We start from the raw sequence: 18,484 nt of genomic DNA on the forward strand, positions 1-18,484 counted from the left end.
TTGCTGATGGCTGGAGGGGGGTCCTTCACGACGGCTCGACGGAGGCTCATACACTCCCTGGGAGGCCGCCCTGCCTCGTGGAAACCCCTGCGAGCTCGGCTGGTATGACCTGGAAGGGGAACCCGTCGGTGCGTAAGGTCCTGATCGCCAACAGAGGCGAGATCGCGGTGCGGATCGCCCGCGCGTGCAAGGACGCCGGAATCTCCGGTGTGGCCGTCTACTCGGACCAGGACTTGGACGCGCTCCACGTCAAGGTCGCCGACGAGGCCCACGCGCTGGGAGGGCAGAGCCCGGCGGAGACCTATCTGAACGTCGACAAGCTCCTCCGGATCGCCCGCGAGACGGGGGCCGACGCCGTACACCCCGGCTACGGCTTCCTCGCGGAGAACGCCGACTTCGCCCAGGCCGTCATCGACGCGGGGCTGACCTGGATCGGTCCTCCGCCCTCCGCGATCACCGCGCTCGGCGACAAGGTGCAGGCCCGGCACATCGCCCAGGCCGTCGGGGCGCCGCTGGTCGCGGGCACCCCCGACCCCGTCTCCGGCGTCGACGAGGTCGTCGCGTTCGCCCAGGAGCACGGCCTGCCCGTCGCGATCAAGGCCGCGTACGGCGGAGGCGGGCGCGGCCTCAAGGTCGCCCGCACAATCGAGGAGATCCCCGACCTCTACGAGTCGGCCGTCCGCGAGGCCGTCACCGCCTTCGGGCGGGGCGAATGCTTCGTCGAGCGCTACCTCGACCGGCCGCGCCACGTCGAAACCCAGTGCCTCGCCGACTCCCACGGCAACGTCGTGGTCGTCAGCACCCGCGACTGCTCGCTGCAGCGCCGCCACCAGAAGCTGGTCGAAGAGGCCCCCGCGCCCTTCCTCAACGCCGAACAGATCGAGCTGCTCTACACCAGCTCCAAGGCGATCCTGCGCGAGGCCGGCTACGTCGGCGCCGGCACGTGCGAGTTCCTCGTCGGCCAGGACGGCACGATCTCCTTCCTTGAGGTCAACACCCGGCTCCAGGTCGAGCACCCCGTGACCGAGGAGGTCGCCGGGGTCGACCTCGTCCGCGAGATGTTCAGGATCGCCGCCGGTGAGGAGCTCGGCTACGGCGACCCGGTGCTGCGCGGCCACTCCATCGAGTTCCGGATCAACGCCGAGGACGCCGGCCGGGGCTTCCTGCCCGCCCCCGGCAGCATCACCGCCATGCGCACCCCCACCGGCCCCGGCGTACGGCTCGACGCCGGCTACGAGGCCGGCATGACCGTGCCGCAGGCGTTCGACTCGCTCGTCGCCAAGCTCGTCGTCACCGGGCGCACCCGGACGGAGGCGCTCGAACGCTCCCGCCGTGCCCTCGCCGAGTTCGAGATCGACGGCATGCCGACCGTCCTCCCCTTCCACCGGGCCATCGTCACCGACCCGGCCTTCACCTCCGAGCCGTTCTCCGTCCACACCCGGTGGATCGAGACCGAGTTCGACAACACCATCGAGCCCTACGCCGGAGCCGTCGAGACCGCCGAACCCGCCGAACGGGAGCGCATCACCGTCGAGGTCGGTGGCAAGCGCCTCGAAGTGGTGCTCCCCCAGGGGTTCGGCGCCGTGAGCTCCGCACCCAGCGCCAAGAAGCCCGCCCGGCGCGCCGGGGGCGGCGCCCGGAAGGCCGCCGTCAGCGGCGACGCCCTGGTCAGCCCCATGCAGGGCACCATCGTCAAGGTGGTCGCCACCGACGGCGACACCGTCTCCGAAGGCGACACCATCGTCGTGCTTGAGGCCATGAAGATGGAGCAGCCTCTCACCGCTCACAAGGCCGGCACGATCACCGGCCTCGCCGCCGCCGTCGGCCAGACCGTCACCTCCGGTGCCGTCATCTGCGAGATCAAGGACGTCTGATTCCGCGCCCCGGCCGGTTCACCGCCCCTGCGGGCGACCGGCCGGGCGTCCAGCTCACCGCCCTCACCCCCCGCGCCGGATCAAGAGCACCCCACAGCGATACGTAGTGTCACATTAAGCAGGGAACTTCTTGTATTGCTCATTCGTCCTTCCGACGAAGGAGGGCTTGTTGCCGTGAAGACCACCACTGCGGCGCGACGTGTGGGGGCAGCGCTCACTGCGCTACTTGCCGGACTGCTCGCGATCACCGCGTTGGCGCCCGCCGCCCACGCCGCCGCTCCGGATCCCGACACGATCGTGTCCGAGTGGAAACGCAACGGACACTTTTACATTGACCCGTCGGTCCAGGCGCCGGAGAGCGCCGTGACCGACATGCGCGAGGCCGCCGCCAAGGCGAGCACCGTCTACCTCGCCGTCCTGCCCGCCAAGTCGGTCAACACCAATGAGGCCAAGACCTTCCTGACCTCGCTCAGTGACAAGGTAGGCGGCGAGAACACCGTCGGCGTCATGGTCGGCCAGACGCTCATCGCGCACACCTCGATCCCCGACGTGAACGTCGACAGGCTGATCCGGGACGCGCGGCGGACCAGCGGCACCGCCGCGGACAAGGTGGCGGCCTTCATCGGATCCGCCGAGGCCGCGGGCACCGGCAAGGCGCCCCCTGAGGGCGCCTCGGCACCCTCCTCCGGCGGCGGCTCCGGCCTCGGAGCCCTCATCGCCCTCGGCGCGCTGGCCCTGGTCGGCGGCGGTGGCTACTTCCTCTACTCGCGCGGCAAGAACAAGAAGCAGGCCGCCCTTGAGGCCGCCCAGCTCTCCGCCGTCAAGAAGACGGTCGAGGAGGACGTGACCAAGTTCGGTGAGGAGATCACCGACCTGGACACCGAGGTGCGTCTGCTCGGGGCCGGCGCCGAACACCAGCACGACTGGCAGCACGCCCTCGACTCCTACGAGAAGGCCAAGTCCGAACTGGCCGCCGTCAAGCACGCCCAGGAGATCAGGAACGTCACCACCGCGCTGGAGGACGGACGCTACGCCCTCGCCTGTGTGAAGGCCAGGGTCGAGCACCGCCCCCTCCCCGAGCGGCGCGCGCCCTGCTTCTTCAACCCGCAGCACGGCCCGTCCGCCCGCGACGTCCGCTGGGCGCCGCCCTGCGGCACCGTGCGCGACGTGCCCGCCTGCGCCGCCGACGCCGAGGCCATCGAACGCGGTTTCGACCCGCAGATGCGCACCGTCATGGTCAACGGCGAGCGCCGCCCCTACTGGGAGGCCGGCCCGGCCTACCAGCCGTACGCCTCGGGCTACTACGGCGGCTTCGGCGACGTCATGAGCATGATGCTCGTCGGCACGATGCTCGGCAGCATGATGGGCGGCTGGGGTTACGGAGGCTACGGCGCGGGCTACGACGCCGGATACGAGCAGGGCCTCGACGCCGGAGGCGGAGACTTCGGCGGAGGTGACCTCGGCGGCTGGGGCGACTTCGGCGGCGGAGACTTCGGAGACTTCTAGCCCTTCGCCCCGCCTCGCACAGGCCGGGAAGCTCACAGGCCGGTGGGTGCTTCAAGCACCCACCGGCCTTCGCGTGCGCGCCTCGAACGCCCGACATGGGAGTGACCGTTGAGGCAAGGGGTGCTCAAGCGGCGATCAAAAATGCCTGGCACACTCGGAGGCGGTCCGAGGAGGCTCCCCGTTGCGTCGTTCCACTCCCCGCCGTATCACCCCCCGCCGTTCCACCAGCCCCCGGCGTACGGTCACCCGCACACCGGCGGTGACCACAACCCTGACCACGGCCCTGACCACGGCCCTGACCACGGCCCTGACCACGGCCCTGACCATGTGCGTCGGCGCGGCGTCTCTCCTGCTGGGCGCACCGGCCACCCTCGCCGCGCCGTCCAGCCTCGCCACGCCGTCCGCCCGCGCCACGCTCCCGGGCACGGTCGGCGCGCCCGCGCATGCCGTACGGCTCCAGCCCGCGGGCCTGAGCGCCGCGGCCCGCCCCTGCCGCCCCGGGGAGGGCCTCGACCTCCGGGGACGCGACCTCAGGCGGGGTGTGCTCCCGCGCAGCCTGCGCTGCGCCGACCTGACCAACGCCAAGCTCGACGGGGTCAGTCTCCTCCAGAAGGACATGACGGGGGCCATTCTCCGGGGCGCGTCGCTGAAGGAGGCCGACCTGACCCAGGCCACGGTCACGTACGCGGATCTGCGGGAGGCGAACTTCACCGACGCCGACCTCGGCCAGATGCACGCGGACCGGTCGGATGCCCGCAAGGCCATCTTCACCGACGCGGAGGCGGGTCAAGCACAGTTCCAGCACGCGAAGCTGGGCGGGGCGCGGTTCGTCCGCACAGTGCTCACCCAGGCCACCCTGGTCAACGCCTCGCTGGCCGGAGCAGACCTGCGCAATGCCGTGCTCGGCCAGATCAAGGGCCGCAAGGCCGACTTCACCGGCGCACGCCTGCATGAGGCCAAACTGGGTCAGGCCCAGCTTCTCAACGCCACCTTCACCAACGCCGACCTGCGCGAAACCGACTTCACCATGGCCGACCTCGACGGGGCGCCGTTCACCGGGGCGAACGTCCAGGACGCCTCGTTCACGATGGCCGACGACCTCGACCTCACCGGCGCCACAGGCACCCCCAAGAACGTGCCCGACGACGCCAAGGGCGCACCGTCACCCACGCCGACCAAGGTGGTCCGCCCCACGCGGCCGACCGTGCCGCAGCTCTCCGTGGAACACCCGGCCGACCGGGACTCAGGCCCGTCCATCGGTCTGATCATGGTCATCGTGGGCGCCGCCGGGCTGACCCTCACCAGCGGCCTGTGGGCGGCGGCCCACCGCCGCCACGGCCGCGACAACGCCGTCTTCGCCCTCGCCTACCGGACCACCGAGGACGACGTCATCGCCCTCGGCCGCCGCATCGAGGCCATGGACCGCGGCCTCCGCTCCGCCGGCCGCTTCCCCACGCCCCACGGCGAGCGCGATTGGCAGCAGGCCCTGGACGCCTACCAGGCCGCCCTCAGCCTGCTCACCAACGCCACCACGTCCGAGGAGCTGGCCTACATCGCTCATGCCGTACACAACGCGCAGAGCGCGCTCCAGCGCCTGTCCCCCGGCCACGCGTGACCGGGGACCGGGCTACAGGCCGCCGTTCGGGACGGGCTGCATCAGGCGGCGCGCCGCCTCGGTGATGGAGCCGCTCATCGACGGGTAGACGGCGAAGGTGTGGGCCAGTTGGTCGACGGTGAGGCGCTGCTGGACCGCCACCGACACGGCGAGGATCAGCTCGGACGCGCTCGGCGCCACCACGACGCCACCGAGCACGATGCCGGTGTGGGGGCGGCAGAACAGCTTGATGAAACCGTCGTTGAACCCCTGCATCTTGGCCCGCGCGTTGGTGGCCAGCGGCAGTTTGACGACGTTGGCCTCCACCTCGCCGCTTTCGATGGCGCGCTGCGCCACGCCGACGGCGGCGATCTCGGGGTCGGTGAAGATGTTGGAGGCGACGGTCGCGAGCCTGAGCGGCTGAACGGCCTCGCCGAGCGCGTGCCAGACGGCGATGCGGCCCTGCATGGCGGCCACGGAGGCCAGCATGAGCACGCCGGTGCAGTCGCCGGCGGCGTAGACGCCGGGGGCGGAGGTGCGGGAGACCTTGTCCACCTGGATGAAGCCGCCCTTGTCGAGGGTGACTCCGGCCTCCTCAAGGCCGATGCCGGCGGTGTTGGGCACCATGCCGACGGTCATGAGGCAGTGGGTGCCCTCGGCGGTGCGCCCGTCTTCGAGGGTGACGACGACACCGTCGGCGGTGCGTTTGACGGAGGCCGCCCGGGAGCGGCCCATGACGTTCATGCCCCGCCTGCGGTAGACCTCTTCGAGGACCTCGGCGGCGTCGGCGTCCTCGTTGGGCATCATGCGGTCGCGGCTCGACACGAGCGTGACCTGGGAGCCGAGGGAGCGGTAGGCCCCGGCGAACTCGGCGCCGGTGACACCGGACCCGACCACGATGAGGTGCTCGGGCAGGGCGTCGAGGTCGTACATCTGCCGCCAGGTGAGCACCCGTTCGCCGTCGGGCTCGGCACCCTGGAGGATGCGCGGGGTGGCTCCGGTGGCCACGATGACCACGTCGGCGCGGATGGTGCGGTCGCCCGCACGCACGACCTGCGGGTCGACGAGGCGACCGCGGGCTTTGACGATCTCGACGCCTTCGGCGGCGAGGCGGGAGGCGATGTCGGCCGACTGCGCCTGGGCGAGCTCCTTGACCCGGGTGTTGACGAGCGGCATGTCGGCGTAGACGCCGCCGACGTCTCCGTCTGGCCCGCCGGTGAAATAGACGCCGAGGGAGGCCGCGTCGAGGAGTGCCTGCTTGCGGACAGAGGTCGCGATCAGCGTCTTGGAGGGCACGCAGTCGGTGAGGACGCACGCGCCGCCAGGCCCGTCCTCCTCGACCACCGTGACCTGTGCGCCGAGTTGCGCGGCGACCAATGCCGCTTCGTAGCCTCCTGGCCCTCCACCTATGATCACGATCCTTGTCACCGTCCCATTGTCCCGTATACGGGGCTTCCCCCCGCCCCCGGGGGCTCAAGGCGGGCGCGCTTTTTCTCAACCGCGCAGGAGGGGGCGAGTTTCGTACCGAATCTCGTAGGAACCCGGGGAGTATCGGCGATGGCGCGACGCTAGGCTTTGGTGCCGTGCCTGTTTACGCCTCCTACGGCAGCAACATGGACCCCAAGCAGATGGCCCAGCGCGCGCCGCACTCCCCCATGCGTGGGACGGGGTGGCTGCAGGGCTGGCGTCTGACCTTCGGAGCTGAGGACGTCGGGTGGGAGGGCGCGCTCGCCACGATCGTGGAAGATCCCGGCGAACAGGTCTTCGTGGTGCTCTACGACGTCCCCGAATGGGATGAGGCGTCCCTCGACCAGTGGGAGGGCGGCGCCCTCCTTCACCACAAGGTGCGGCTGCGCGTCCAGACCCTTGAGGGCGAGGTCGTCGCCTGGTTCTACGTGCTCGACGACTACGAAGGCGGTATGCCCTCCGCCCGCTACCTCGGCATCATCGCCGACGCGGCCGAGAAGGCGGGGGCGCCCGACGACTACGTGAAGGAGCTGCGAGGCCGCCCCTGCACGTCGCTGGGCGACTGACCAGGCCCGGCTGAGCAGGCCCGGCTGAGCAGGTCCCTCTGAGCAGGCCCGGCTGGGCGGCCTCCGACCGGGCGGGCCCGGCGGCGACGTCGGGGCCTCAAAGCCCCGACCTGCGCGGAGTCCCTGAAAGTCCGATTCGCAGCTCCGCGCTGTAACCTCATTTGTCGTGAGCAGAGACGCATATGCCCTCGCCAAAGACGCCGCCGCCGCGCTGACCGCCGCCGTCGGGGTCGACTCCTTCGACGTGGCGCTCGTGATGGGCTCCGGATGGGTGCCGGCGGCAGAGCCGATCGGGCGCACGGTCGCCCAGGTGGAGATGTCTTCCCTGCCCGGCTTCGCCCCGCCGGCCGTGGCGGGCCACAGCGGCATGATCCGCGTGGTGGAGACCGCCGCGGGCAAGCACGCGTTGCTCTTCCTCGGACGCACCCACCTCTACGAGGGCAGGGGCGTCGAGCCGGTGGTCCACGGTGTGCGCACGGCTCTCGCCGCCGGCGTCGGCACCTTCGTGCTCACCAACGCCGCGGGCGGCCTGCGCCCGGAGACGCAGAAGGTCGGCGACCCGGTGCTGATCAGCGACCACATCAACATGACCGGGGCGAACCCCCTCACCGGCACGACCTTCATCGACCTGACGGACGTCTACACCCCGCGCCTGCGCGCCCTGGCCCGCGAGCTCGACCCCTCCCTGAGCGAAGGCGTCTACGTCGCGTTCCGCGGCCCCACCTACGAGACCCCGGCCGAGATCCGCATGCTCCGCACGCTCGGCGGCGACCTGATCGGCATGTCCACGGTGCTTGAGGCCATCGCCGCCCGCGAGGGCGGCGCCGAGATCCTCGGCGTCTCCCTGGTCACCAACCCTGGCGCCGGCCTCGTCGGCGAACCCCTGAACCACGCCGAGGTGCTCGAAGTGGGCCGGGCCACCGCCTCCCGCATGGGCGTGCTGCTCGCCAAGATCGTGGACAGGCTCTGACTCCAGTGCGGGGGACCCCCATGAACGACAAGGCCGAGCTCGTACGGCGTGCGCGCGCGTGGCTCGCCCAGGACCCCGACCCGGAGACCCGGGCCGAGCTGGCCGCGCTCCTCGACGCCGGAGGCGACGCCTCCGACCGGTCCGGCGCCTCCGCGCTGGCCGACCGGTTCGCCGGGAAACTGGAGTTCGGTACGGCGGGGCTGCGCGGAGAGCTGGGCGCGGGCCCGAACCGCATGAACCGCGTGACCGTCATGCGCGCCGCGGCGGGACTCGCCGCGGTGCTGAGCCCGGGTGACCTTGTCGTCGTCGGCTACGACGCCCGGCACAACTCCGACGTGTTCGCCCGGGACACGGCCGCCGTGCTGACCGGCGCGGGGCTGCGCGTGGCGCTCATGGGCGGGCATTGGCCGACGCCTGTGCTGGCTTTCGCCGTACCGCATCTGGGGGCGGCGGCGGGGGTCATGGTCACGGCGTCGCACAACCCCCCGAGGGACAACGGATACAAGGTCTACTGGGGGGACGGCGGGCAGATCGTGCCGCCGCTCGACACGCTGATCTCCGAGGCGATCGACGCGGTCGGCCCGGTGGACAAGCTGCCCCTCGGGGACGGCTGGCGGACGCTGTCGGACGCCGACATCGTGGAGCCTTACCTGTCGGCGGTCCTGGCCCTGCCGATCGGCCTACCGGTCGGCCTACCGGTCGGCGCGGCCAGGGATGCCAGGGATGCCAGGGATGTGAGCGTCGTCTACACCCCCATGCACGGGGTCGGCGGCGCGATCGTGATGCGCGCCTTCGCGCGTGCGGGGTTCGCCGCGCCGGCGGTGGTGGCCGAGCAGTTCACCCCGGACCCCGACTTTCCCACCGTGGCCTTCCCCAACCCGGAGGAGCCCGGCGCGATGGATCTCGCTCTCTCCCTCGCGGGCGGGAGCGAGGCCGATCTCGTGCTGGCCAACGACCCGGACGCCGACCGCTGCGCCGTGGGGGTGAGGGCCGCCGACGGGACCTACCGGATGCTGACCGGGGACGAGGTCGGGGGGCTGCTCGCCGAGCACGTGCTCAAGCACACGCGCGGGGCCGACCGCGTGGTGGCGTGCAGCATCGTGTCCAGTTCCCTGCTGTCGGCGATCGCGGCGGACCACGGGGTGCGTTTCGCCGCCACGCTGACCGGGTTCAAGTGGATCGTGAAGGCGGCCGGCGAGGGTGAGCGGCTGGTCTACGGCTACGAGGAGGCCCTCGGGTACAGCGTCGGGTCCGATGACGGCCTCGCCGTACGCGACAAGGACGGCATCGGGGCGGCCCTGACCGTCGCGGGCATGGCCGCGACGGCCGAACGCGAGGGGCGCACGCTGCTCGACCTGCTCGACGACCAGGCCAGGAGGTACGGCTTGCACGCGACGGGCCAGCTCTCCCTCCGCGTGAGCGACCTGTCCCTCATCGCCGCGGCGATGGCCCGGCTGCGGGCCGCTCCCCCGGCCTCTCTCGGCGGCCGAGCCGTCGAGTCGGCCGAGGACCTGGCCCTGGGCGCGGGCGGCCTGCCGCCCACCGACGGGCTGCGCTACCGCCTGGAAGGCGGCGCCCGCGTCATCGTGCGGCCCTCGGGCACCGAGCCGAAGCTCAAGTGCTATCTGGAGGTCGTCGTCCCCGTGACGGGGTCTGTCGCGGAGGCGCGCACCCGCGCCGAGGAGCACCTCGCCGCCCTCCGTGCCGACCTCGCCCCCGCCCTCGGCCTGTGATCCGGCCCCGGGACCGTGGTCAGAGGGGCACCCGGATGACGGGAATGTCGGGGACGGTGATGGTGTAGGCGGCCCCGCACCCCGCGGAAGCGGCTCCCGGGGGGCACTGGACGTCGAGCTCCAATGTGCCGCCGTTCCAGCTCTCCCCCAAGTCGGGGCGCGTCCGCGACCAGGTGATCTCACGTTTGACCGTCACCCGGCCCGGCGTGCCTTTCACGACGGTGACCTGGGCGTCGGCGGAGGACCTCACGACGAGTTCTGGAGCGGTCGTCGTGTAGACGGTGGTCGTGGTCTCGCTCCCCTCCTCGTGCAGCACGAAGTTGGGGTAGGCGGTCTCGGCGCTGTCGAGCTGGATCCATGCTGCGAGGGGGAACGCCACCACCGTCACGAGCGTGAGCAGTCCACCGGAGACGAGCCAGGCCAGTCTGGTCCTGCGCTGCATCACACCCCCGGATGTCACCGGTCTCACCACGGATCTCCTTTCGCCGGGTCGGAAGGGCCTGAACACGCGCATGGCTCAGACGTTGAGGAAGCGGAGCACCGCCAGCACCCTGCGGTGGTCCTTGTCGGCGTTGGAGAGGCCGAGCTTCGTGAAGATGTTGTTGATGTGCTTGCCGACGGCGCCGTCGGAGATCACCAGGGCCTCGGCGACGCCGCTGTTGGACCGGCCCTCCGCGATGAGGGCCAGCACCTCGTGTTCGCGGGGGGTCAGCAGGTCCATCGAGTCTCTGCGCCCGCGGATCAGCAGCTGGGCGACGACCTCCGGGTCGAGGGCCGTGCCGCCGCCGGCCACGCGCCGCAGCGCGTCGAGGAACTCCGCGACGTCGGCCACCCGGTCTTTCAGCAGATAGCCGATGCCGCTGGTCTCGGTCGACAGCAGTTGCGTGGCGTAGCGCTCCTCGACGTATTGCGACAGCACCACGATCGGCAGCCCGGGCCACTGCCGACGCAGCACCAGGGCGGCGCGCAGCCCCTCGTCGGTGTGCGACGGCGGCATGCGCACGTCGGTGATCACAAGCTCAGGGCGGTGCTCCTCGACCGCGCGGAGCAGCCCGTCGGCTTCGGCCACCGAGGCCACCACCTCGATGCCCGCCGAACCGAGCACCCAGATCAGCCCTTCCCTGAGCAGGACGGAATCCTCGGCCAGGACTACTCGCACGGTAACTCCACTTCGATCGTCGTCGGACCGCCCGGCGGGCTGTCGATGCGCAGGGTGCCGTCCACCGAGCCGACCCGCTGGGACAGGCCGCGCAGACCGCTGCCGCGAGCCGGATCGGCCCCGCCCCTGCCGTCGTCGCGGACAAGCAGGCGGATCACGTCGCCGTCGCGGGTGAGCACCACGTCGGCACCCGACGCCTCGGCGTGCTTGGCGATGTTGGTGAGCGCCTCGGACACCACGAAGAACGCGACGGCCTCGATGGTCGGGGTGGCGCGTTCGGCCATCTCCACGCGGAGCCGCACCGGGAAGGGCGCTCCTGCGGCGAGGCCGGAGAGGGCCGGGTCGAGCCCCTGGTCGTTGAGCACGGCCGGGTGAAGCCCGCGCACGAAGTCACGGAGCTCCTTGAGCGCCAGTTTGGCCTCCTCGTGGGCCTGCACGATGACGTCTCGGGCCGGTTCGGGCAGGTCGGCGAACACGGCACGCGCCATGCCGAGTTTCATGGCGAGCGACACCAGCCGCTGCTGCGTGCCGTCGTGGAGGTCGCGCTCGATGCGGCGCCGCTCGGCGTCGGCGGCGTCGACGACCTCCGCCCGGCTCTCGCTCAGCGTCGCGACCCTCGCCGCGAGCAGCTCGTTGCGGCTCGGCCCGAGCAGAGCCCTGGCCAGGGTGACGTCCAGCGCCGTCACCACCTGCGCCGTCCACGGCGCGGCCGTGAACAGCGCGGCGGACAGCGCCACGAAGGCCACCTGCGCGGGCACCCCCATCTCATCCCCGGCCTTGACCGCCACCGTCATCGCCACCGCGCCACCCGCCCAGGCGCCGAGCACCAGCGTCAGCCCGAGCAGGCCGAACAGCGGCGCGAGCAGATGGTAGGCGACCTGCCGCCACATGCTCGCCGCTCGGAGCGTGCCGTAGAACCAGGCCGGTACGCTCCGGCGGGCCCCCCGCCTCGGGAGGGGCTCGATCTCCACGTCCAGGAACGCGATGAATCTCGCCCGCTGCCATCGCGAGAACAGCGGCACCAGCAAGAAGATCAGCGTCAGGGCCAGAAGCGGAACCAGGACCGTCCAGATGAAGACGATCCCCACAGCTCCCAAGACCACCAGGGCGCCCGCCGTCGCCATCGCGACCGGCGTCCCCGCCGCCACGTGGAACGTGCGCAGCCAGGCCCGCGCCCCCCAATGGTCCCGGACCCGATCCCACGGCGAAAGCACCACGGCTTCGTTCATGCCACCCACCGTAAAGACATCCACCCCCCACACAACATGGCCCTAGCCCCCCTCCCCACAGTGGACTAAGCACCACCCCCACTCCCCGCCCCGCCAACGGCCGAGATGACATCCGCGCCGGTCGGGAGATCATGGAAGTGGTTATCTGAGGGTCAGAGGGCCTTCGACCGGATGGGAATGTCGCGGATGAGGGCCCAGGCGAGGGCGACCCCGAGGGCGAAGACGGCGGCGGAGAGGGCGCTGGAGGCGAGGCCGGAGACATCCTGCGCCGGGAGGGCCGTGTCGACGAACGGGACGCCGATCGTGCCGTTTCCACTGCCGCCGAACACGGCGAAGAGCAGGGCGACGGGCACGACGGCGAGACCGATGTTGACCGAACGGTAGAAGGCGGCCGACAGGCATACGCCGCTGATCATCCACACCGGGAGCACGCACCAGAACTCCCACACGATCAGCCCGAACTGCCCGCCGTCGGTGAAGAACCGGTGCGGGTCGATCATGTGCGGCCAGCCGACCGCGCCGTACAGCGCCTTCTCCAGCCAGTAGCCCGCGGCGAGCAGTACGGCGAGAGCCCCCGTGAAGGCGACGATGAAGAGCGTCGTGTGCCAGGTGAACTCGCGGCGGGTCCGCCCGTGCCCCACGTGCATGGGCAGGAAGACTCGGAGCATGACGACGCCCGTCCCGAGCAGGGCCCACTGCGGGAATCCCGAGGCCAGGTCGTCCCACACGCTCGCCGAGACCGTGCCGAACGTGTGCATGCCCAGGATGATCAGCCCGACGACGGCGACGAGCAGCGCCCAGAAGGCGGCGACCATCGGCAGGTGGCTGAACAGCAGCAGCACCGCCATGGGGAGTCGCCAGGGGGCGGCCTGAGAGGGCCGGGTGGTGCGCGTCGTCATGCGAGTTCCCCCGAGGGCCGCGTGAGGTGGGTGAACAGCTCCTGGAGCGGGATCGGGCCGAGGTCGAGCCCGGCCGCCCTGGCCTTGTCCCGGTGTTCGCCTGCGAGCCCGCCGTACAGGATCGCGGATTTGGTGGGGCCGAGCTGCTTCTGCCCCAGCACGGCCAGGCCCTCGCAGTCGCCGACGAAGGCGTCGACGTCGGGGGCCGGACCGGTGACGGACATGCCGCGTCCGCGGAGAGCGTCGGCTTCGTCGTGCAGGAGCAGGCGCCCCCGGTCGATGATCAGCACCTCCTCGAACAGGGAGCCGAGCTCCTCGATGAGATGTGTCGACAGCACGATGGTGCGCGGGGTGTCCATGAAATCGGAAAGCAGTTCGTCCTGGAACGCCGCGCGGGCGGGGGCGTCCATCCCCAGGTAGGACTCGTCGAAGATGGTCAGCGGCGCCCTGCTCGCCAGTCCGATGACGATGCCGAGCGCGGAGAGCTGTCCCCGGGAGAGGTCGGTCATGTGCTTGCGCGGCACCTCGAACCGCTCGATCAACCTGTCGGCGTAGTCCGCGTCCCATCCCGCCCGCAGTTGCGTGCCGAACTCCAGCACATCGCGCACGGTGACGAACCTGTCGAGGACGTCGGCGGTCTGCCGGATCAGGCAGACCCGCCGCATCGCGCGGGGGTTCTCGAACACCTGCTCCCCGTCGATCAGTACGGTGCCCGCGGTGGGCCGCAGGAACCCCGCCATGGTGGACAGCAGGCTCGTCTTGCCCGAGCCGTTCCTGCCGAGCAGACCGTAGATCTTGCCGCCGTGCAGGGTGAGCGTCACGTCCGAAAGGGCCTGTACGTCCCTGTAGCGCACCCCCAGGCCGCGTACCTCCACCGTCGCGGTCACCGGCCGCCCTCTCCGGCGATGCCCCCGGTGCCCCCGGTGCCTCCGGTGCCTCCGGTGCCTCCGGTGCCTCCGGTGCCCGCGATGTGAGTGATGTGCGTGATGACGTCGGTCAGGGGAATGCCGATGGCGTTGGCCTGAGCCACCATCGGGTCCACGATGTCGGCGAAGAATCGGTCCCTGTGCTGCGCCCGCAGGTCGTCACGGGCCTTGGGACTGACGAACATGCCGATGCCTCGCTTCTTGTAAAGCACACCTTCATCCACCAACTGCTGGAACGCCTTCGCGGCCGTCGCCGGGTTGATTCGGTAGTACGCGGCATATTGGTTGGTCGACATGACCTGCTCGTCGGCCTGCAGCGTGCCGTTGAGCACGTCGGCTTTGATCTGTTCGGCGATCTGCCGGTAGATCGGACTACGGTTGTCGAACAACGCCCACCTCAACCGCTTCATGGGTTCATTACCTGTGCAGTGAACCATAGAAGATGGTAATCTCCCCACTACACTACGGGCATGTTGCGCGCAGCCATGTGAAAGGTCCACCTCGACCGGGTGGGACGGCTGACCGCCCGCCTGTGAAACCCCCAGGTCAGCCGAGGTCGATGAGGTCGGTGTTGGCGCCGCACAGCACCACCGCGATCCGCTCATCCGGCTCCGGACGATACTGACCGCTGAGCAGCGGGGCGAGAGCCGCGGCCGCACCATATTCCACGGCGACGCGAAACTCGTCCCACAGGAACTGCCGCGCCCCGATCACGTGCTCGTCGTCCACGAGAAGCCAGCGCACCCCGGCGCGTACGGCGACGCCGTACGGAATGTCCCCGATCCGCGTGGCCCCGAGGGAGTCCACGCAGACCCCGCCGACCGCGACGTCCACGGGGCGGCCCGCCGACAGCGCCGCGGCCAGGGTGGGGCTGGACTCCGGCTCCACGCCTATCACCTGGACACGCCCTTCGAACGCGGCGGCGACCCCCGCGAGCAGCCCTCCGCCTCCCACGGCGACGAATACCGTGTCGAGGGTCTCGGCCTGCCGTTCGAGCTCGATCGCGAGGGTGCCCTGCCCCGCGCACACCTCGGCCTGGTCGTAGGCGTGGCAGAACAGCGCGCCCGAGTCGTCGGCGTGTTTGACCGCGGCCTCGTAGGCGTCCTGATAGCGCTCGCCGGACCGGTGCACGACGGCGCCGAGGCGGACGAGCCTGTCCACCTTGACCTTGGGGGACGTCTCCGGCACGAACACCGTCGCCTCCACGGCGATCGACCGCGCCACGTGCGCCACCGCGAGCCCCGCGTTGCCTCCCGACGCCGTCACCACGCCGGCCTTCCCCATCCGCCCGTTCTCACGGGCGGCGAGAATGCGGTTGAACGCGCCTCTCGCCTTGAAGCTGCCTGTGTGCTGGAGATATTCGAGCTTGAGCGCGACGGGGGCCGGAAGGGTGTTGAAATGCGCGGCGAGGACCGGAGTCGTGCGGACACGGCCGTCAATGCGCCGCATCGCGGTCACGACATCCGAGCGGGTGATCATAGCTTGACGCTCCACGGGGCTAGGTCCGTTCCCACTCCAAGACAGGTCTTGTCTACTGGAAGGCCCTGGCGCGTGTCGATGTATGTGTCAAGAAAGAGGTATGTGTCAAGAAAGAGGCCCGCCGAACGTGGCGAGGCCGTGCCGCCCCCCATCGACGCGACGCGAGCGTGGCGAGCAGCACCGCGTGACGACAGGGACCGGCACGGCCGATTCACCGGAGGGCCAGACCGGGAGCGCGGACGACCGCGCAATCTCCGCGCTCATCCGGTCTGGCCTTCGGCACACGGTACGGCCGGCGCTGTGGGCCGCCGACGTACCGCAGAACTTAGGTTAGGCATACCTAATCACGTCTGAGGTGGAGCGGTCAACAGAAGGACCCCGGCTCCAAGGGAACCGAGGTCCGCGTCAGGCCCGCCTCAAGGGCACCTCACAGGCACTTCGGGGGCACCTCAGGGGCACCCCCTCAGGGGCGCACCCCAGAGGCTCAGAGCTTCGCGATGACCGCCGCGACGACCAGCACGACCGTCACGCCCGTCGCGACGAGGGCGTCCGGCGCCCAGGAGGCGCGCACGTCGCCGGGGGTCGGGTCGCCCTTGCGGCGGGCGGCCTCCGCGCGTTCGCCGATCTGCTCCGCGACCCAGTCGGCGTGGGTCTTGCCCGCGGTGGCCTCAAGGGCCGCCTGCTCGCCCTTGGAGAGGGCGGGCTCGGTCTGGAAGCGGCCCCGGCGCTCCGGGGGCGCCCCCCTGCGGCCGGCCGTGGCCCGCTCGCGGGCCGACGCCTGCGGCGTCCAGCAGCGCACGGTGGTGTCGCCGGACTCGATGAGGACGGCGTGGGACACGCGCACGCCGTCGATCGACGTCCAGGGCAGGAACGCCGTACGCAGCGGGTTGCGCACAGTCACCCCGTCCTCGCCGAGGATCAGGGCGGGCCTCAGGCAGGTGATGTAGATCGCCAGGGTCAGCACCCCGAGCACCGCCGCGGCCACCAGCGAATCCGGTCCGGTGAAGCGGATGACCAGGTCGACCGCGTTGAACGCGGCGAAGGCCATCCACAGCCAGCCGAGGACCAGAGCGAACTTGGATCGGAATACCTGTTTCACGCTTGCCACTTCAGTTGGGCGAACCCCGGCTTGATCACACCGTTGATCAGGGAGAGCCGCTCATCGAACGGAATGAAGGCCGACTTCATCGCATTGACCGTGAACCACTGGAGGTCATCCCAGCCGTAGTCGAACGCGTCCACCAGCCTGGCGAACTCCTCCGACACCGACGTGCCGCTCATGAGCCGGTTGTCGGTGTTGACCGTCACCCGGAAGTGAAGGCGGCGCAGCAGGCCGATCGGGTGGTCGGCGATGGAGGACGCGGCGCCGGTCTGCAGGTTGGACGTCGGGCACATCTCCAGCGGAATCCGCTTGTCACGCACGTAAGCCGCGAGCCTTCCGAGCTTCGCCGTGCCATCCTCGGATACGGAGATGTCATCGATGATCCGGACACCGTGCCCCAGCCGGTCGGCCCCGCACCACTGGATGGCCTGCCAGATCGACGGAAGGCCGAAGCCCTCACCGGCGTGGATCGTGAAGTGGGAGTTCTCCCGCTGGAGGTATTCGAACGCGTCCAGGTGGCGGGTCGGAGGATAGCCCGCCTCCGCGCCCGCGATGTCGAACCCGACGACGCCGACATCGCGGTAGCGCACCGCGAGCTCGGCGATCTCCATGGACCTCGCCTGGTGCCGCATGGCCGTCAGCAGCGCGCCGACCCGGATGCCGCGCCCCGCGGACCCGATCCTGAACCCTTCGAGCACCGCCTCGACCACCTCGTCCAGGCTGAGCCCCTGCGAGGTGTGCAGCTCGGGCGCATAACGCACCTCCGCGTAGACCACCCCGTCGTCGGCCAGGTCGGCCGCGCACTCGGCCGCGACGCGGGTCAGCGCCTCGGCCGACTGCATGACTCCGACCGTGTGGGCGAAGGTCTCCAGGTAACGTTCCAACGACCCGGAGTCGGACGCCTCCCGGAACCACGTCCGCAGGTTGTCCGCGTCGGTGGTCGGCAACTTGCTGTAACCGGACTCTCGGGCGAGGTCCACGACGGTTTCCGGGCGCACACCACCGTCGAGGTGGTCATGGAGCAGAACCTTCGGTGCCCGACGGATCTCATCTAGGGTGGGTCGCTGGCTCATCTGCCCATCTTAGGCAAGCCGGTTCCCCATATCGCCGATGAGTCGGCTCGGGTGTGACTCGGGCGTCTGCGGGGTCAATGAGCCACATCGATCACCAACCGGTCCGGCGACGACTGGCTGAACACCCGGAAGCCCGCCCGGCGGTTCAGCGCCAGCCCGACGCCCACGACCGCCTCGAAATCGCCGATGCGGACGACGTTCAGCACGTTGGTCAACCCCGTCGGGTAGACCGGCCCGCCGGTCCACGTGGAGTCGCCCGTTTCGGTGTGGGCGTTGGCCGGACTCAGCGCGACCTGGAGATATGCCTTGCCGCGGGTCTTGATGATCTTGCCCGAACCGTCCTGCACGAACTCGTCGACCCAGCGCACGCTGTACCCCGGCACCGCGTGCCGCAGGTCGATCACCACCCGGTCGAACCCCGGGTGCCCGGCGAACCTCACCCCCGTGACCAGCGCCGGCGACTCCGTCGCGCGCTTGACCTCGATCTCTCGCTGGCTGGTCGGCGGTTGAAGAGCCCGCGCGTCGGGGGACGATTCCTCGGCTGTGGAGCCCGCCGAAGGCGGGGCCGGCGCCGTACCGATCGGGGGCGAGGCGGTCGGCGCCTGCGGCGCCGTGGGCGCGCCGCCGCAGCCCGCGAGCATCAGCATCGCCAGCGCCGCACCTCCCGCGATCAACGATGCGGTACGGCGTGCGCCGCCGCGAGACTTCGCCACCGCACCGGGGCGGACTGAGCGACCGGCGCGGACAGAGTGAATGGTGGGGTCCATGGTCACGTGATGCCCCCTCAACCGCCGTTGTTCACGTCATGACGCTCCGTAACATCAGATCGTTCACCCGGATTGGGGGAACCGACCAGCCGAAGTCGGGCCACCCCGCCCGGCCGAGGCCCTGCCGACGTACCGCGCGG

At 70.7% G+C, this 18,484-nt stretch carries 17 protein-coding genes; 6 read left to right on the top strand and 11 right to left on the bottom strand.

Annotated features, from left to right (window positions below):
- Positions 1–128 precede the first annotated feature (128 nt).
- The 3 genes from BLQ73_RS08860 (at position 129) to BLQ73_RS08870 (ending at position 4,995) form a co-directional block, all read left to right on the top strand.
- Positions 129–1,874 (top strand): acetyl/propionyl/methylcrotonyl-CoA carboxylase subunit alpha, encoded by a 1,746-nt coding sequence (locus BLQ73_RS08860; protein WP_093169934.1) that lies wholly within the window; start codon positions 129–131, stop codon positions 1,872–1,874.
- Between the two features lie 174 nt (positions 1,875–2,048).
- Positions 2,049–3,380: a hypothetical protein gene (locus tag BLQ73_RS08865; protein ID WP_093169868.1), complete on the top strand. Its 1,332-nt coding sequence runs from the start codon at positions 2,049–2,051 to the stop codon at positions 3,378–3,380.
- A gap of 181 nt (positions 3,381–3,561) precedes the next feature.
- Positions 3,562–4,995, top strand: a complete 1,434-nt coding sequence (locus tag BLQ73_RS08870) for a pentapeptide repeat-containing protein (protein WP_143020182.1) — start codon at positions 3,562–3,564, stop codon at positions 4,993–4,995.
- Positions 4,996–5,007: 12 nt separating this feature from the next.
- Here the strand turns inward: BLQ73_RS08870 and BLQ73_RS08875 are convergent, their stop codons facing one another.
- Positions 5,008–6,402 carry an NAD(P)H-quinone dehydrogenase gene (locus tag BLQ73_RS08875; RefSeq protein WP_093169870.1) on the bottom strand — a complete coding sequence of 465 codons (1,395 nt, stop codon included), beginning with the start codon at positions 6,400–6,402 and terminating at the stop codon, positions 5,008–5,010.
- 155 nt (positions 6,403–6,557) lie between these two features.
- Between BLQ73_RS08875 and BLQ73_RS08880 the strand changes: the two genes are divergently transcribed.
- From BLQ73_RS08880 to BLQ73_RS08890, 3 genes are all read left to right on the top strand, one after another.
- On the top strand, positions 6,558–7,007 hold the full coding sequence (locus BLQ73_RS08880; RefSeq protein ID WP_093169871.1) for a gamma-glutamylcyclotransferase family protein: 450 nt from the start codon (positions 6,558–6,560) through the stop codon (positions 7,005–7,007).
- Positions 7,008–7,173: 166 nt separating this feature from the next.
- Entirely contained in the window at positions 7,174–7,977 is an 804-nt protein-coding gene (locus BLQ73_RS08885) for a purine-nucleoside phosphorylase (RefSeq protein ID WP_093169872.1), read from the top strand.
- Positions 7,978–7,997: 20 nt separating this feature from the next.
- Positions 7,998–9,710, top strand: coding sequence for a phospho-sugar mutase (locus BLQ73_RS08890; RefSeq protein WP_093169873.1), 1,713 nt, complete (start codon positions 7,998–8,000; stop codon positions 9,708–9,710).
- Between the two features lie 19 nt (positions 9,711–9,729).
- Here the strand turns inward: BLQ73_RS08890 and BLQ73_RS08895 are convergent, their stop codons facing one another.
- The 10 genes from BLQ73_RS08895 to BLQ73_RS08940 form a co-directional block, all read right to left on the bottom strand.
- Complete coding sequence (locus BLQ73_RS08895; RefSeq protein ID WP_143020183.1) at positions 9,730–10,179, bottom strand: hypothetical protein; 450 nt, start codon at positions 10,177–10,179, stop codon at positions 9,730–9,732.
- Positions 10,180–10,227: 48 nt separating this feature from the next.
- The gene (locus BLQ73_RS08900) at positions 10,228–10,869 is read right to left on the bottom strand and encodes a response regulator (protein WP_093169875.1); all 642 of its coding nucleotides are present in this window, start codon (positions 10,867–10,869) and stop codon (positions 10,228–10,230) included.
- Positions 10,860–12,098 carry a sensor histidine kinase gene (locus BLQ73_RS08905; RefSeq protein ID WP_093169876.1) on the bottom strand — a complete coding sequence of 413 codons (1,239 nt, stop codon included), beginning with the start codon at positions 12,096–12,098 and terminating at the stop codon, positions 10,860–10,862. The genes BLQ73_RS08900 and BLQ73_RS08905 overlap by 10 nt, the downstream gene beginning before the upstream one ends.
- Positions 12,099–12,250: 152 nt before the next feature.
- Positions 12,251–12,997, bottom strand: a complete 747-nt coding sequence (locus BLQ73_RS08910; RefSeq protein WP_093169877.1) for a hypothetical protein — start codon at positions 12,995–12,997, stop codon at positions 12,251–12,253.
- Positions 12,994–13,884: an ATP-binding cassette domain-containing protein gene (locus BLQ73_RS08915; RefSeq protein WP_093169878.1), complete on the bottom strand. Its 891-nt coding sequence runs from the start codon at positions 13,882–13,884 to the stop codon at positions 12,994–12,996. Before BLQ73_RS08915 ends, BLQ73_RS08910 begins: the two co-directional genes overlap by 4 nt.
- On the bottom strand, positions 13,881–14,312 hold the full coding sequence (locus BLQ73_RS08920) for a GntR family transcriptional regulator (RefSeq protein WP_093169935.1): 432 nt from the start codon (positions 14,310–14,312) through the stop codon (positions 13,881–13,883). The genes BLQ73_RS08915 and BLQ73_RS08920 overlap by 4 nt, the downstream gene beginning before the upstream one ends.
- 157 nt (positions 14,313–14,469) lie before the next feature.
- Positions 14,470–15,402, bottom strand: a complete 933-nt coding sequence (locus BLQ73_RS08925) for a threonine/serine dehydratase (RefSeq protein ID WP_093169879.1) — start codon at positions 15,400–15,402, stop codon at positions 14,470–14,472.
- Between the two features lie 484 nt (positions 15,403–15,886).
- Positions 15,887–16,501: a PH domain-containing protein gene (locus BLQ73_RS08930; protein WP_093169880.1), complete on the bottom strand. Its 615-nt coding sequence runs from the start codon at positions 16,499–16,501 to the stop codon at positions 15,887–15,889.
- Positions 16,498–17,577: an adenosine deaminase gene (locus BLQ73_RS08935; RefSeq protein ID WP_093169881.1), complete on the bottom strand. Its 1,080-nt coding sequence runs from the start codon at positions 17,575–17,577 to the stop codon at positions 16,498–16,500. Before BLQ73_RS08935 ends, BLQ73_RS08930 begins: the two co-directional genes overlap by 4 nt.
- Positions 17,578–17,651: 74 nt before the next feature.
- Complete coding sequence (locus tag BLQ73_RS08940) at positions 17,652–18,290, bottom strand: AMIN-like domain-containing (lipo)protein (RefSeq protein ID WP_093169936.1); 639 nt, start codon at positions 18,288–18,290, stop codon at positions 17,652–17,654.
- Positions 18,291–18,484: the final 194 nt, after the last annotated feature.

It is taken from the genome of Sinosporangium album (assembly GCF_900100605.1).
GTDB classification, from domain to species: domain Bacteria; phylum Actinomycetota; class Actinomycetes; order Streptosporangiales; family Streptosporangiaceae; genus Sinosporangium; species Sinosporangium album.